This window comes from Dongia deserti (assembly GCF_003574735.1).
GTDB classification, from domain to species: domain Bacteria; phylum Pseudomonadota; class Alphaproteobacteria; order Dongiales; family Dongiaceae; genus Dongia_A; species Dongia_A deserti.
In genome coordinates this window covers 15,857-29,579 of sequence record NZ_QORW01000006.1, presented here as the reverse complement: position 1 = coordinate 29,579, position 13,723 = coordinate 15,857, and the positions used below count along the sequence as shown (strand labels likewise).

Sequence of the window (13,723 nt, the reverse complement as noted above, 5' to 3'; positions counted from 1 at the left end):
CTCAGAAATGAGCCTCCACGCCGACGCCGAAGCTGCGTGGGTGCACGACGTTCAGCACGTCGTCGGATGTCGTGGCGACGCTGCCCGGATCGATCAGCGTCGGATCGTCGGAATCGAGGATGTTGTTGACGAAGCCGAATATGCGCACGTTCGCGTCGGCGCCGAACGTGTATCCAACCTGCGCGTTGAGCAGCCAGTAGGAGTCGACCTCTGCCTCCTTCAGGTTCTCGACGGTCGAGAAGTAATCGCCGGAATAGCGTGCATCGGCGCTCACTTCGAAGCCGCTCTCATGGCGATAGAGAATTCCGAAGTCGGCAGTCACGTTCGGCGCCAGCGCCAGATCGTTGCCCTCGAACGGGGAGTTGCGATACTCCTTGATATCGGTTTCCAGCAACCCGACTTCGCCGAACAGCGTCAATCCGGGCGCCGCCAGCCAGCGCGCGCCAAGCTCCGCGCCGTACGTGTCGACCCGGTCCGCATTGCGAATGACGTAAGACCAGACGCTCGGGTCGGGATTGAGATCGAGCGGGACCTGCATGTCCTTGTAGCGGGAATAGAACAGGTTGCCGGTCAGGGTCAGCGTCTTGTTCAGCAGCTCCGCCCGTGCATAGGTCTCGTACGTCCAGACATACTCCGGCTTGAAGGTATAGCTCTCGAACGGCACGTCATAAGTGAAGCCGGCACCGCCTCCGTTGTAGCCGCGCGAAACCACGGCGCCGAAGGTGAGCTGGTCCGTCGGGTGCCAGGCCAAGCCGATCTTGGGCAGAAATGCGTCATAGGTCTCGTCGAGATCGTTTTCGAACACAAAGAGTGCCCCGGTGCGGCGGCGCTCCTCGCGTTCATAACGCGCCCCGAGGGTGATATCGAAGTCCTCGAAGACAGTCAGAGTGCCCTCGCCGAACACGGCGAGCGTCGTCGTTTCGTCGTGGAATGTCCCTCCACCGAACAGGTCGATGAACTCGTCCTGTTCGTTGTTGAAGACGTAGATCCCGCCGAGCGCATTCAGCCGGCCGTCCAATCCCGTGAAGCGGACCCGCGGCTCGCTGACAATCTCGGTCGCTTCGATTTCCGCGTTGCCGTCACCCGGAACCGCCTTGCGCGTGATCTCGATGCTGGTGACGGACGTGGTGTTCTCCAGCGCCCAGTTGTCATTGATCTGCCACTTGGTATCGACGATGCCGCCGGTCGAGACCGGGTTGAATGTCGGCATGAGCGGATACGAGGACTCATGCTCGTCGGCCGGCCGCAGCACGCTCTCCGTCTGCGGCGCGAGATAGTCGGAATGTGTCAGCGTGATCGTGCTGGAGAATCCCTCCCACGCCTTCGGTTCGATCAACAGCTTGGCGCGGGCGTTCAGGAATTCGGAGTCGCCCGGATCGCCGACATTCTCGACGTCGTCTTCGAAATCGACATAGCTCTCGCTCAGCTGCTGGTCGATGGCCACGCGGAACGCGAGTTGATCTTCAATCAGCGGACCCGACACCATGCCGGAAAGCGTTTGCCGGTCATAGTCGCCGCCGATCGCGCGTGCGCCGACCTCGAAGTCGTAGGTCGGGTCGTTTGTCTTGACGGCGACCGTGCCGGCGATGGCGTTGCGGCCCTGCAGCGTACTTTGCGCGCCACGAAGAACTTCAACCTGCTCAACGTCCCAGAGCGAGACATCACCGAACACCACTTCGTTGTAGCTCTGCGGCCGCCCGTCGATCTGGACGTTGAGCCGGGGCCGCGTACCGGCGAGGAACGCGTCCGCGCCCTGTGCGGGACCGGTGCCGTCGACTCCGCGCACCGCGGGCGCAATGTTGCTGGTGGAGGGCGCGACGACGTTGGGAATGCTGGACATGATATCGTTCGTCGATTTCATTCCAGGCCGCTGCTCGATCGTGTCGGCATCGAGCACGACGACGCTGGTGGCTGTGTCCATGATCGAGCGCTCGGTGCGCTCCGCCGTCACGGTCAAAGGCTGCAAGGTCATGGCGCGCGGCTCGAGCGGCACCACCCGCTCCAGCATGACGATGTTGGGCTCGCTCATCCGCCACGTGACGTCGGTCCCGCTGAGCAGCCGGCCCAATGCTTCCTCCGGCGTCAGGGTGCCCGAGACCGGCTGTGATTGGAGGCCCTCGAGAATGGCGCTGTCGACCGCGACTTGCAGGCCGGATTGCTGGCCGAACGCGGTCAACGCGCTCGATAGAGGCTGGGCGGGAATGTCGTAGGGTGCGACCCCGGCCTGCGCGATCTGCTTATAGGCCGCCGCCCCCTGCTCCAGCTGTTGCAGGCGCTTCTGCCAATCGCTGGCCGCCGCTCCCGTCGCGGCGTACGAAACAGCCAAGCCGGTTATGCCCACCAGTTGCGCCAAACGCCATCTGCGCGCGCCGGACCGGCCGCGCCCCTGCCTCGTCATTCCGTCCCCCATCTATGCCCCAACATACCCTAGAGTGCAAACAATTCGCATTTGCACTTGGCAACAGACGGATGGGGCACCAGGATTTTCACGGGCAGCGGCGATTTTCATGACGGCGGCGGGCTCAGCGGCCGTCGACCACCAGCAGATAGGGCGTCAGACGGAGGATCCGGCCGCCATACGGCTGCAGCACGGCGCGCAGGGCGGCGTCGGGGTCGCGGAGGTCGAACACGCCGGTGATGCGGCGGGCGCCGAGGATTGGATCGCGCAACAGGATAACGCCGCTGTAATGCCGCGACAGCTCCTCCAGCACGTCGGCAACCGGTGCGCCATCAACCACCAGCTTGCCCCTGCGCCACGCGGCAATGCCCGCAGTGCTGATCGTGCTGGTTTCGATGCTGCCGTCGGCGCGATCGACGATCGCGCGTTGTCCCGCCTGCAATGTGACAGCACGTGCGGGATCGGCGGTCACCGAGACCGACCCGCTCTGAACGAAAACCGTCACCGCGCGGTCGGACAGCAGGACGTCGAACGCGGTGCCGAGCACGGTCACCTTTGCCGCGCCGGCGGCCACCGTGAACGGGTGAACCGCGTCGCGCGTCACCTGGAAGAAGGCGCGCCCGTCGAGCAGGGCCACCGCACGGTCTGCCGGCACGGCAATCGCGCTATCCGCGTCGAGCGATACGATCGAACCATCCGGCAGCGGCACGTCACGGACTTCGCCCGCGCCGGTGCGGTAGTCCGCCCGGAGCAGAACGCCGAGATCCGACGCCAGCCACAAGAGCAGGCAGGCGGCAAGCGCCGCAGCCGCGAGCGTAAACCCCTGACGCCACCATTTCCCCGATGGCTTCGGCTGCGCAGGCCGTGGCACGGCCCCGGTCACACGCCAGACCTGCTCCGCACGCCGATAGGCTTGGAGATGGCTCGCGTCCTGCGCCAGCCAGGCATCGCGCGACGCCCGCAGCTGCCGGTCCTCCGGTGCAGCCTGGACGCGTAGCAGCCAATCGAGCGCGCGATCCCAGATCGGGCCGGCCAGCTTTGGATCCGATGGTGAAGGCTTGAAGGTCATGCGAGGAGAAGACGCTCCAGCTCTGCGGATTTTCACGACTCGAATCCGCCGAGGCGGTCCGCGCAGTGGGTGAGCGCGTCCTTCACCAACCGGTGCGCCAAGCCGACCGAGATGCCGAGCTGCCTGGCGATCGCGGGAAACGTCTCGCCTTGCAACCGGTTCAATTCGAACGCCCGGCGCGTGCGCGGCGGCAATTCATCCAGCGCCGCGATGACGATGCGCAACTGGTCGCGATCCACAGTCGCCTGCTCCGGCGATGGAGCGGCGGATGCAAGCCGTTCCATGGCCCCCGGCGGCGGCCGATCCTCCTGCGCCAGGTGCCGCGCCCAGTCCAGCGCCAGGTTGCGCACAATGCGATAGAGATAGCCGACCGGCTGCAGAATCGTGTCATCCGCCCGCTCGGTCGCAGCGGCGAAGCGCAGATACGCCTCCTGCACGACGTCTTCCGCGCGCGCCCTGCAGCCGACGATCGGCTGGGCGTAGTCGATCAGCGCGCTGCGATGGGCAAGGAAGAGGTCGAGGCGGACAGAATCGTACGTCACAAGCGGCGCTACCAGGCGGGGTTCGCGGCTTCGACGTACCCGTTTGGGGCCGGCTCGATCCGATCAGGAAGTGGCGAGCCTATCGGAGGGTTGCCCAGGGATCAACCGCTGCCGTTCGATGGCAGTTGCTACCACGCCTTGGTGAAATTGAAGGCGGCGGCGGCGATGATCGGCCCATGCTCGGCCTGATTGGCGATGATGGCGCAAGCGTCGGGCGAGTTGGCCTTGGCGGCCGGGTTCAGTTTCAATTCGATCTCGGTCGCGGGTCCGTACCACATGCCGACCTTCTGCAGCGAGCGCACCACGTTGTACGTCATCAGGCTGCGCCCGGCATTCTCGCCGGCCTTCACATGACTCTCCGCGCTCTTCTGATAGGTCACCAACCACACGGTCGCCGGCACGCCGATCGGCGCCTCCGGGAATTGCACCATCACGCGGCCATCTTTCTCGCGCATCACCTGGATGCGATACATTGTGTTGCGCGTGTAGGCTTTCTTCAGCGCCTTCTCGACCGCCTTGCGGTCGGAGCCGACGACATCGATAGCACCAGCGACGATCATCTGCGGCGTGTAGACCATCGAAGAGCCCTGCGCCTCCGCATAGGCGCGCTGTCTCTTGGTAAAGACGGGATCTGCGAAGCGATCCTTCCAGCCGATATAGTCCCAGTAATCGACGTGGAACGAGAGCGGCAGCACATATTGACGCTGCGTCAACTCGCCCAGCAACGCATCCGCCGGCGGACAGGAAGAGCAGCCTTCCGAGGTGAACAGTTCCACCACCATCGGGGCCGGCACGGTGGTGAGGATGATTGGCGTGTATTCCTGCTTCGGCGCCGCCAGCGGGCCGGTGTCGACCCCCGGCGATCCGGCGCCGGGCGAATTCGGCGCTACCAGCGATTGGCCGAACCGGGGGCCAGTGCTGCCGCCGGTCCCATCCAGATCCACATCCAGGCTTTGGGCGCGGGCAGCCGCCGAGCCAAGCACTAGGCCCAATACCAATAAAATTGCCGACAGGATGGCCACGCGGATTTTCATAGGAACAGAATGGAATTGCGCTGGCGCCAGGGCGAATCACGAAGGGGTGAGACGTCGGATTGGCTCGATGGATCGCCCTGGCTGGCTCCATCGAGCGCTGCCATGTGCACCATTTCGTGCATGCCTTCAGAAGTCGCTCACGCGGCCATTGCGCTCCCAATCGCCATAGCGTGTTGGCTCGGGCCCACTCGGCCCGCCGATCTCGCGCGGCCGCTTTGATGCCTTGTGGGCATCGTTCGGCGATTTGGACGCTCCGCCAGCCGGTGCATCTGTCACCGGATCGGCTGCCTTTGGTGCATTGGCATCAGGCTTTGTCATGCTGTTAATGATATACGCATCGGCCTGGTCCGGCCAAGCGTTCGCCTTGATTCCCGACGCGGAAAGACCATTTCATAACCGGACGGATGATAGGGCCTCAGGAGGGGCCAAGACGGATGAGCGGTTATATGCGGACGGGCTTGCTGCTGTCGGCTCTGACCGGGCTGTTCCTGGCAGCGGGCTTCCTGATCGGTGGGCAGCAGGGCATGGTGATCGCATTCGTGATCGCCTGTGGCATGAACCTGTTCGCCTATTGGAACGCGGACAAGCTGGTGCTCCGCATGTATGGCGCCGAGCCGGTCGGCGAGACGACCGCGCCGGAGTTCCATCGCCTGGTGAGCGACCTGGCCGCACGCGCGGGCCTGCCCAAGCCGAAGGTCTACCTGATCGAGAATCCGCAGCCGAACGCCTTTGCGACCGGCCGCAATCCGGAGAATGCCGCGGTCGCCGCCACCACCGGGCTCATCAAGATGCTGAGCCGCGACGAGATCGAAGGCGTGATGGCGCACGAGCTCGCGCACGTGAAAAATCGTGACTCCCTGATCATGACCATTACGGCGGTACTGGCCGGCGCCATCGGCATGCTGGCGAATTTCGCGTTGTTCTTCGGCGGCGGCCGCGATCGCGAAGCGCCGCTCGGCGGTTTCGGTGCGCTGCTGGTGATGCTGTTGGCACCGTTGGCCGCGATGCTGGTGCAGTTCGCGATCTCGCGCTCGCGCGAATACGAGGCGGACCGGATTGGCGCGGCGATCTGCGGCCGGCCGCGCTCCCTCGCATCAGCGCTCGTCAAGATCTCCAACGGCGCGGCGCAGATTCCGAACCACAACGCGGAAGCAAATCCCGCGACCGCGCACCTCTTCATCATCAACCCGCTGCACGGACGTGGCGCAGATAGTCTGTTCTCCACCCACCCGAACACGCAGGAGCGCGTCGACCGCCTGCTGGCGATGGACGGCGACATCATGACCACAGAAAGCCCTGTGCCTCAGGCCCGCGTGCGGCGATCAACCATCCCCAATTCCACAGTGCGCGGGCCCTGGAGCTAGAACTCACCCGCTCCGTCAGGCCGGCACCGCGGATGATGGCCGGTAGCCCTGCAGGCTTGACAGGATGGTGACCGTCCGCAGCAGCGCCGGCGCAAGCTCGATGCGCATGCGCTTCGGCGTCCAGTCTCGCGTCGTCATGGACATGTTCACGCCGCCGATCGACCTCCCCTCGGCATTGAGGATGGGCGCGGCAATCGTCAGCTCGCCGGGCAGGCACTCCTCTTCCGCGATCGTGTAGCCAACCCGGCGCGCCGCGGCGATCCGGGCGAGGATTTCGCCGCGATCACAGATCGTGCGTTCCGTGAACGGCAGCATGTCCGAACGATCGAGGATCGCAGCCACTTCATCATCGGGCCGACCGGACAGGATGGCTCGGCCGCTGGCCGTGCAGAAGGCCGGGACTCGCTCGCCCACAATCGGACTCAGTAGCCGCGCGCGGCGCGCCGGGATGCGCACGACGTAGCTGACATCGGTGTCGACGAGGCGGCTGAGGTTGACGGCCTGGCGTGTCTGCTCGTGCAGCTCGACGAGATGCGGCCCGGCAACCTGGATCAACGGATCGGAGCGCATATACGCGACCGACCAGTCGAGCATGCGAGTTGACGGGCGATAGCGGCGGGTGCGCGGGTCCTTCTCGAGATAGCCCAGCACCATGAGCGTGTGGGCGAAGCGCTGGGCCGCACTCTTGTCGAGACTGGCCAGGCGGCAGATGTCGCTGAGCCCCAGGTCCGGTTCTCCCGTCAGGAAGGCATTCAGCACCCTGAGACCTTTTTCCAGTGAACCAACGAAAAGGGCGTCCTCACGCTGCGCGCGATGCATGGGCGCGCGCAGCTGACCGGCATGCCCGCCCTGCGCCGTGCCCCTTGCGATACGATAACTGGCCGTTCCCATGACGCCCCGTTCGGCTCCGAATCAGCCTAGCCCGATTGTCAGCCCCGAATCGATCATGTAGTATGGTGCAATAAGAAGTATCGGATAACAATACACTATCACGCTCGGCCCGGCGGCTATCCGGTCCGGTGCTGGACAGGGGTGGCACGATGTGGGGTGAGCGCGCGCCCGATCGGACCGAAGAGGTCGCGGTCGGCAAATACCGTGTAGTCACGTACAGTTTCGGCAGCGGCAATGACGTCGTCATGCTGCTGAACGGTGGTCCGGGCCTTCCGTGCGACTATCTGCGCGAAGCGCATTCCTTTCTCGCGGACCACGGCTATCGCGCCGTGACGTTCGATCAGCTTGGCACGGGCAGATCGGACCGGCCGACCGACGAGTCACTTTGGAGCATCGCGCGCTACGTCGAGGAGGTGGAGACGATCCGTACCGCCCTCGATCTCGGGCGGGTGCATCTGCTCGGCCATTCCTGGGGCGGCTGGCTGGCAATCGAATACGCTCTCCATCATGGCGACAAGCTGAAGACCTTGTTGCTGGAAGACACCGTCGCCGATATGCCGCATCTCATCAGCGAGCTGGAACGGTTGCGCGGCGCACTCGGCTCCGAGACGGTGGCGATGATGCAGCGCCACGAGGCCCAGGGCACGATCAATCATCCGGAATACATGGCGGCAATTACGATCCTGAACTACCGCCACGTCTGCCGGCTGGAGGAATGGCCGGCGCCCGTCAAGCGCTCGCTCGACGACTGGAACATGGGCCCCTACATGACCATGCAGGGCCCCAACGAGTTCCTCTACACCGGCAATCTCAAGGACTGGAACCGAGTCCCCGACCTGCATCGAATCACCGTGCCGGTCTTGATCACCTGCGGGCAACATGACGAGCTGACACCGGCCTGCGCGTTGCGCCTGAAGCAGCACCTTCCCAATGCCGAGCTGAAGGTGTTCCCCAATTCCTCGCACATGCCTTTCTATGAGGAACCACAGGCCTACTATCCCGCCCTACTGGACTTTCTGGGGCGGCATCGGGGTTAGAGGCAGCATGGCCTGCGTTGCGCCAGCGACTGACTATCTCTTCATGCGGAACGGTAGTTCCGTGTTGCGGGGGTAGTCCGGTGCATCGTTACGCCTTCATCCTCACGCGACCGCTGCAGCTCATTCCCGTGCTGTTCGGCATCAGCGTGCTTTGCTTCTTCCTCGTGAAGTCGATCCCGGGTGATCCGGTGCGGCTTCTGCTCGGCACCAAATCGACGCCGGAGGCAGTCGCGCGTATCCGCGCCCAGTACGGGCTGGATGAGCCGCTTCTGACCCAATACATTTATTTTCTGAAGAATCTCTCCGCTGGCGAGATGGGGCATTCGCTCCTGTATAAGATGCCGGTGCTGCCGCTGATCGCCGAGCGCGTCGTGCCGACACTGATGCTGGTCGTGGGCAGCGTGCTCCTGACGCTGCTCATCGCGGTGCCGCTGGCCAGCCTTGCGGCGTTGAAGCGCGGGACGGCCACCGATCATGCCATTCGCGGTTTTACCACCGCCGGTCTCGGCTTTCCGGCCTTCTGGCTCGGCATCATGCTCATCATCGTCTTCAGCGTGAAGCTGGGCCTGTTCCCCGTGGCGGGCTTCGGCGAGAGCTGGCTGAGCAAGCTCCACCACATGGTGCTGCCGTGCCTCACGGTTGCGCTCGCCTTGTCGGCGATCGTGACGCGCAACCTGCGCGCCAGCATGATCGCGGAGCTTGCGTCCGATCATGCCACGGCGGCACGGGCCAAGGGTTTGCCGGAGAGCTGGGTATTCCGCCGCCATGTTCTGCCGAACTCGCTGATCCCCACCATCAATCTTCTGGCCATCAATGTCGGCTGGCTGATCGGCGGCAGCGTTGTCGTGGAGACGGTGTTCTCGTTGCCCGGCATGGGGCAGCTGCTGGTGCGCGCGATCTTCACGCGCGACTACATGGTGGTTCAGGGCGTCACGCTGGTCTTCGCGTGCGCCACGGTTGTGTTGAACTTCGTCGCCGACCTGCTGACGGTCGCGGCCGATCCCAGGGTCAAGATATGAGTGTCGAAGCCCTCTCGCGCGGCAACTGGCTGGCGCGGGGATTCGGCGCGCTGGGGCTCGGCCGCGCCAATCTCAATTTGCGCCTGGGAGCGGCCATCATCGTGGGCTGGGCGCTGATTGCGGTGTTTGCGCCGTGGATCGCGCCCTATGATCCGATCACGCACAACCTGGCCGACAAGCTGCAAGGCCCCAGCCTGCTTCATCCGCTCGGCACCGACAATTTCGGGCGCGATATCCTTTCACGTGTCATATACGGCGCGCGCATCGACCTGCAGATGGGCGTGCTTGGCGTCCTGTTCCCCTTCCTCATCGGCACGACTCTCGGCGCGATCGCCGGCTATGCCGGCGGCTGGGTCGACATCCTGTTGATGCGCATCCTGGACGTCGTCCTGGCGTTCCCGTTTCTGGTGCTGATGCTGGCGATCATCGCCATCCTGCAACCGGGACTGACCAGCTTCTACATCGCACTGGCGCTGGTCGGCTGGGTGTCCTATGCGCGGCTGGTGCGCGCGCAGGTGCTGGTGCTGAAGACAAGCGACTTCGTTACCGCCGCGCGCTCCCTCGGCTTCGGGCGCTTCCGCATCCTGTTCCGCCACATCCTGCCCAACTGCATCGCCGGTTCGATCGTCTTCTCGATGTCGGACGTGGTGCTGGTGGTGCTGGCGGGCTCGTCCATTTCTTATCTCGGCCTCGGCGTCCAGCCGCCGACCGCCGAATGGGGCGTCATGATCGCGGAAGGCCAGAACTTCATCACCACAGCCTGGTGGATCACCACCTTTCCCGGCCTCGCCATCGTGCTGATGGCCTTCGGCTTCAGCCTGCTGGCCGACGGGCTTGCAGAGCGTTTTGGATTGAGGCAGCCATGAGTCTGCTGATCGTCCGCAACCTCTCGATCGCGGCTGGCGAGCGCCTCCTGGTGGAGGAGGTCGATCTCGATCTTGCCGAAGGCGAGGTTCTGGGCCTGGTCGGTGAGAGCGGATCAGGCAAATCGATCACGTGTCGCGCCCTGATGCGGCTGCTTCCTCATGATCAGCTGCACATCGCGGGTGGCAGCGTCACACTGAAAGGGCGCGATCTCGCGCGTCTGGATGAAGCGGAGATGCGCAAGGTGCGCGGGGTGGAGATCGGCATGATCTTCCAGAACCCGAGCTCGCATCTCGACCCGGTCATGCGCATTGGCGATCAGATCGCCGAGAGCGTACGCTATCACGAAGGCGCGAGTACGAAGGAGGCGCGGGGTCGCGCGGTCGAGCTGCTGCGGCAGGTCGGCATACCCGATCCGGTGCGCCGGGTGAGCGCCTATCCCCATGAATTCTCCGGCGGCATGCGCCAGCGGGCGATGATCGCGGTGGCGCTGGCCTGCCGGCCCAAGCTGCTGATCGCCGACGAGCCGACCACAGCGCTCGACGTGACGGTGCAGGCCCAGGTGCTGCGCCTGCTGCTTGACCTGCGCGATCGGCTCGGGCTCGCCATCCTGCTGGTGACGCACAACCTCGGCGTGGTGGCGCAGACCTGCGATTCCCTCACCGTGATGTATGCTGGCCGCATCATGGAGCGAGGTCCGAAGCGCGACCTGCTGCGGGCGCCGGCGCACCCTTACACCGAGGCGCTGCTGAAGTGCCAGCCGGGATCGGCCAAGCCCGCAGCCCAGCTCCCGGCCATTCCCGGCCAGCCACCGCTCGCGGGCGCGTTTCCGCCCGGATGCCGGTTCCACCCGCGCTGCCCCCGCGTGGCCGACATCTGCCGGCGCGAGCGGCCGGCCTTGTCACCAGCGCAAGGGCCGCGGGTCGCTGCCTGCCATTTCACGTCCGCATTGCGAGCTGCGTCATGAGTGCACCATTGCCCCTGTTGCAGGTACGCGATCTGGCAGTGCGTTTCCGCGCAGGCGGCGTTGGACTGCCAGGATTCGGGGCGCGCTACGTCAACGCGGTCAACCATGTCAGCTTATCGATCGCGCCGGGCGAGACGCTCGGTGTGGTCGGCGAATCCGGCTGTGGCAAAAGCACGTTGGGCCGCGCCATCCTCAATCTGGTGGATGCGCAAGGCGGCGAAGTGCGCTTCGAGGGCGATGTCGTTTCTTCGCACGACCCATCCTCGATTGCCAAGCTGCGCGCGCGGGCGGCGATGATCTTCCAGGATCCCTATGCCTCGCTCAATCCGAAGCTCGCCATCGGCGAGGCGATAGCCGAGGTCCTGCGCGTCCATCGCAAGACCCAGCCGGAGAAGGTCGCCGCGCGGGTAGCCGAACTGCTGTACCTAGTCGGCCTGTCGCCGGAGCTGGCCGCACGCAAGCCGCACCAATTGAGCGGCGGGCAATGCCAGCGTGTCGGCATTGCGCGAGCGCTCGCGATTGAGCCGCGGCTTATCATCGCCGACGAGTGCGTGGCGGCGCTCGACGTCTCCATCCAGGCGCAGATCCTCAATCTGCTGATGGAGCTGCAGCGGCAGATGAATCTGTCGCTCATCTTCATCTCGCACGACCTCGGTGTCGTCCGGCATCTCTGCCGGCGCGTCGCCGTCATGTATCTCGGGCGGATCGTGGAGCTCGGTCCGACCGAGCAGGTGTTTGCGGCGCCGCAGCATCCCTACACCCGCGCCTTGCTGGCCGCCGTGCCGGACATCGATCCCGACCGGACGCTCAATCCTGCCCAGTTGCGGGGCGAGCCGCCGAGCCCGCTCGATTTGCCCACCGGCTGTCCGTTCCATCCGCGCTGCCCGCACGCACAAGAGGTGTGCGCCCGCGGTGAGGCACCGATGCTGCGCGCTTCAGGCACCCGCGAACTCGCCTGCCATTTCGATCTGCCACTCAACTCACAACAGGGAGAGGGACCATGAAAGGAAAACTGAAATACGGCCTGATGCTGGCCGGCGCGCTCGCCATCCTGGCGGGCGATATCACCATTGCTGCAGCCGACGGCGTCCTGACCATCGGCCGGCGCGAGGACGGCACCACCATGGACCCCATCAAGTCGGCGCAGAACGTCGATTTCTGGGTCTTCTCCAACATGTATGACGTGCTGGTCCGCGTCGACAAGACAGGCACCAAGCTGGAGCCCGGCCTGGCGGAAAGCTGGACCGTATCCGACGACCAGATGACCTACACCTTCAAGATGCGGAACGCGAAGTTCTCCGACGGCTCGCCGATCACGGCGGGCGATGCCGCCTGGAACCTGCTGCGCATCCGCGACCATCCGGAATCGCTGTGGAGCGACACCTATACCGTGATCAAGGACGCCGTCGCCACCGACGACAAGACCCTGGTCGTCACGCTCAATCAGCCGACTGCGCCGTTCCTCACGACGCTGGCCATGCCCGGCATCTCCATCCTGTCCAAGAAAGCGGTGGAAGCCGACGAGGCCGGCGTGTCCGATCATCCGGTCTCGTCCGGCGCTTTCGTGATGAAAGAGTGGCGCCGCGGCGACAAGGTGATCCTGGAGAAGAATCGGTCGTTCTGGGAGGCAGAGCGCGTGTCGTTGGATGGCGTCCAGTGGATCTCGGTGCCGGACGACAACACCCGCGTGCTGAAGCTGCAGGCGGGCGAGCTCGATTGCGGCATCTTCATCCCCTTCTCGCGCATCGCGGAGCTCAAGCAAGACGGTAAGCTGAACGTGCTGCTGGATCCGTCCACGCGCGAGGATCACCTGCTGATCAACCATGAGCATCCGCCGCTGGACAAGAAGGAGGTCCGCCAGGCCCTCGACTACGCCATCGACGAGCAGGCCATTGTCGATACCATCACCTTCGGCGTCGGCACCGTCGCCAATTCCTACGTTCCGGCCGGCGCGCTCTATTACCACGCCGACAACCTCAAGCGGCCGTACGATCCGGCCAAGGCAAAGGAGATGCTGGAAGCGGCTGGCGCCGCCGGCATGACGCTGCAGTACAATGTCGAGGCCGGCAACGAGGTGGACGAGCAGATCGCGGTGCTGATCCAGCAGCAGGCCGCCCAGGCCGGCATCAACATCAACATCGTCAAGATCGATCCCGCCGCCGGCTGGGACGAGCTGGTGGCCGGCAACTACGACATTTCGGTCAACTACTGGACCAACGACATCATCGACCCGGACCAGAAGACCACGTTCGTGCTCGGCCACGATGCCAACATGAACTACATGACGCGCTACAAAAACGATGAGGTAAAGGAGCTTGTTGAGAAGGCTCGCATCGAGTTCGATCCCGAGAAGCGCGAGCAGATGTATATCGACCTGCAGAAAATGGCGAAGGAGGACGTGAACTGGATCGACCTCTACTACAGCCCCTACCGCAATGCCTGCGGGAAGCATGTCGTGGAGTTCTACCAGAACCCCCTCGGCCGGTTCTTCCTAGAAGATACGAAGAAAATGTAGGGCCTCCTGCACTACAGTCTTCC

At 64.5% G+C, this 13,723-nt stretch carries 13 protein-coding genes; 7 read left to right on the top strand and 6 right to left on the bottom strand.

Annotated features, from left to right (window positions below):
* Position 1: 1 nt before the first annotated feature.
* The 5 genes from DTX69_RS10535 to DTX69_RS10515 form a co-directional block, all read right to left on the bottom strand.
* Positions 2-2,398, bottom strand: a complete 2,397-nt coding sequence (locus DTX69_RS10535; RefSeq protein ID WP_162917069.1) for a TonB-dependent receptor domain-containing protein — start codon at positions 2,396-2,398, stop codon at positions 2-4.
* A gap of 124 nt (positions 2,399-2,522) precedes the next feature.
* Positions 2,523-3,467, bottom strand: coding sequence for a FecR family protein (locus DTX69_RS10530; RefSeq protein ID WP_119301505.1), 945 nt, complete (start codon positions 3,465-3,467; stop codon positions 2,523-2,525).
* A gap of 32 nt (positions 3,468-3,499) precedes the next feature.
* Positions 3,500-4,009, bottom strand: a complete 510-nt coding sequence (locus DTX69_RS10525; protein WP_119301504.1) for a sigma-70 family RNA polymerase sigma factor — start codon at positions 4,007-4,009, stop codon at positions 3,500-3,502.
* 128 nt (positions 4,010-4,137) lie between these two features.
* Positions 4,138-5,031, bottom strand: a complete 894-nt coding sequence (locus tag DTX69_RS10520; RefSeq protein WP_162917068.1) for a DUF1223 domain-containing protein — start codon at positions 5,029-5,031, stop codon at positions 4,138-4,140.
* 138 nt (positions 5,032-5,169) lie between these two features.
* Positions 5,170-5,361 (bottom strand): DUF1674 domain-containing protein, encoded by a 192-nt coding sequence (locus DTX69_RS10515; RefSeq protein WP_119301502.1) that lies wholly within the window; start codon positions 5,359-5,361, stop codon positions 5,170-5,172.
* 116 nt (positions 5,362-5,477) lie between these two features.
* On the opposite strand from DTX69_RS10515, the gene htpX reads away from it, so the two are divergent.
* On the top strand, positions 5,478-6,407 hold the full coding sequence (gene htpX, locus DTX69_RS10510; RefSeq protein ID WP_119301501.1) for a zinc metalloprotease HtpX: 930 nt from the start codon (positions 5,478-5,480) through the stop codon (positions 6,405-6,407).
* Between the two features lie 15 nt (positions 6,408-6,422).
* On the opposite strand, the gene DTX69_RS10505 is transcribed toward htpX, so the two are convergent.
* Positions 6,423-7,226, bottom strand: coding sequence for an IclR family transcriptional regulator (locus DTX69_RS10505; protein ID WP_162917067.1), 804 nt, complete (start codon positions 7,224-7,226; stop codon positions 6,423-6,425).
* A gap of 221 nt (positions 7,227-7,447) precedes the next feature.
* Here DTX69_RS10505 and DTX69_RS10500 point away from each other — a divergent pair, with 221 nt between their 5' ends.
* The 6 genes from DTX69_RS10500 to DTX69_RS10475 all read left to right on the top strand — a co-directional run bounded on the left by DTX69_RS10500 (position 7,448) and on the right by DTX69_RS10475 (position 13,700).
* Positions 7,448-8,335 carry a proline iminopeptidase-family hydrolase gene (locus tag DTX69_RS10500; protein ID WP_119301499.1) on the top strand — a complete coding sequence of 296 codons (888 nt, stop codon included), beginning with the start codon at positions 7,448-7,450 and terminating at the stop codon, positions 8,333-8,335.
* Positions 8,336-8,415: 80 nt separating this feature from the next.
* A complete protein-coding gene (locus DTX69_RS10495; RefSeq protein WP_119301498.1) occupies positions 8,416-9,354 on the top strand; it encodes an ABC transporter permease in 939 nt (312 codons plus the stop codon).
* Positions 9,351-10,220, top strand: coding sequence for an ABC transporter permease (locus DTX69_RS10490; RefSeq protein WP_119301497.1), 870 nt, complete (start codon positions 9,351-9,353; stop codon positions 10,218-10,220). The genes DTX69_RS10495 and DTX69_RS10490 overlap by 4 nt, the downstream gene beginning before the upstream one ends.
* A complete protein-coding gene (locus tag DTX69_RS10485) occupies positions 10,217-11,185 on the top strand; it encodes an ABC transporter ATP-binding protein (RefSeq protein ID WP_119301496.1) in 969 nt (322 codons plus the stop codon). Before DTX69_RS10490 ends, DTX69_RS10485 begins: the two co-directional genes overlap by 4 nt.
* Positions 11,182-12,189 carry an ABC transporter ATP-binding protein gene (locus DTX69_RS10480; RefSeq protein ID WP_284735689.1) on the top strand — a complete coding sequence of 336 codons (1,008 nt, stop codon included), beginning with the start codon at positions 11,182-11,184 and terminating at the stop codon, positions 12,187-12,189. The genes DTX69_RS10485 and DTX69_RS10480 overlap by 4 nt, the downstream gene beginning before the upstream one ends.
* The gene (locus DTX69_RS10475) at positions 12,186-13,700 is read left to right on the top strand and encodes an ABC transporter substrate-binding protein (protein ID WP_284735688.1); all 1,515 of its coding nucleotides are present in this window, start codon (positions 12,186-12,188) and stop codon (positions 13,698-13,700) included. Before DTX69_RS10480 ends, DTX69_RS10475 begins: the two co-directional genes overlap by 4 nt.
* Positions 13,701-13,723 lie beyond the last annotated feature (23 nt).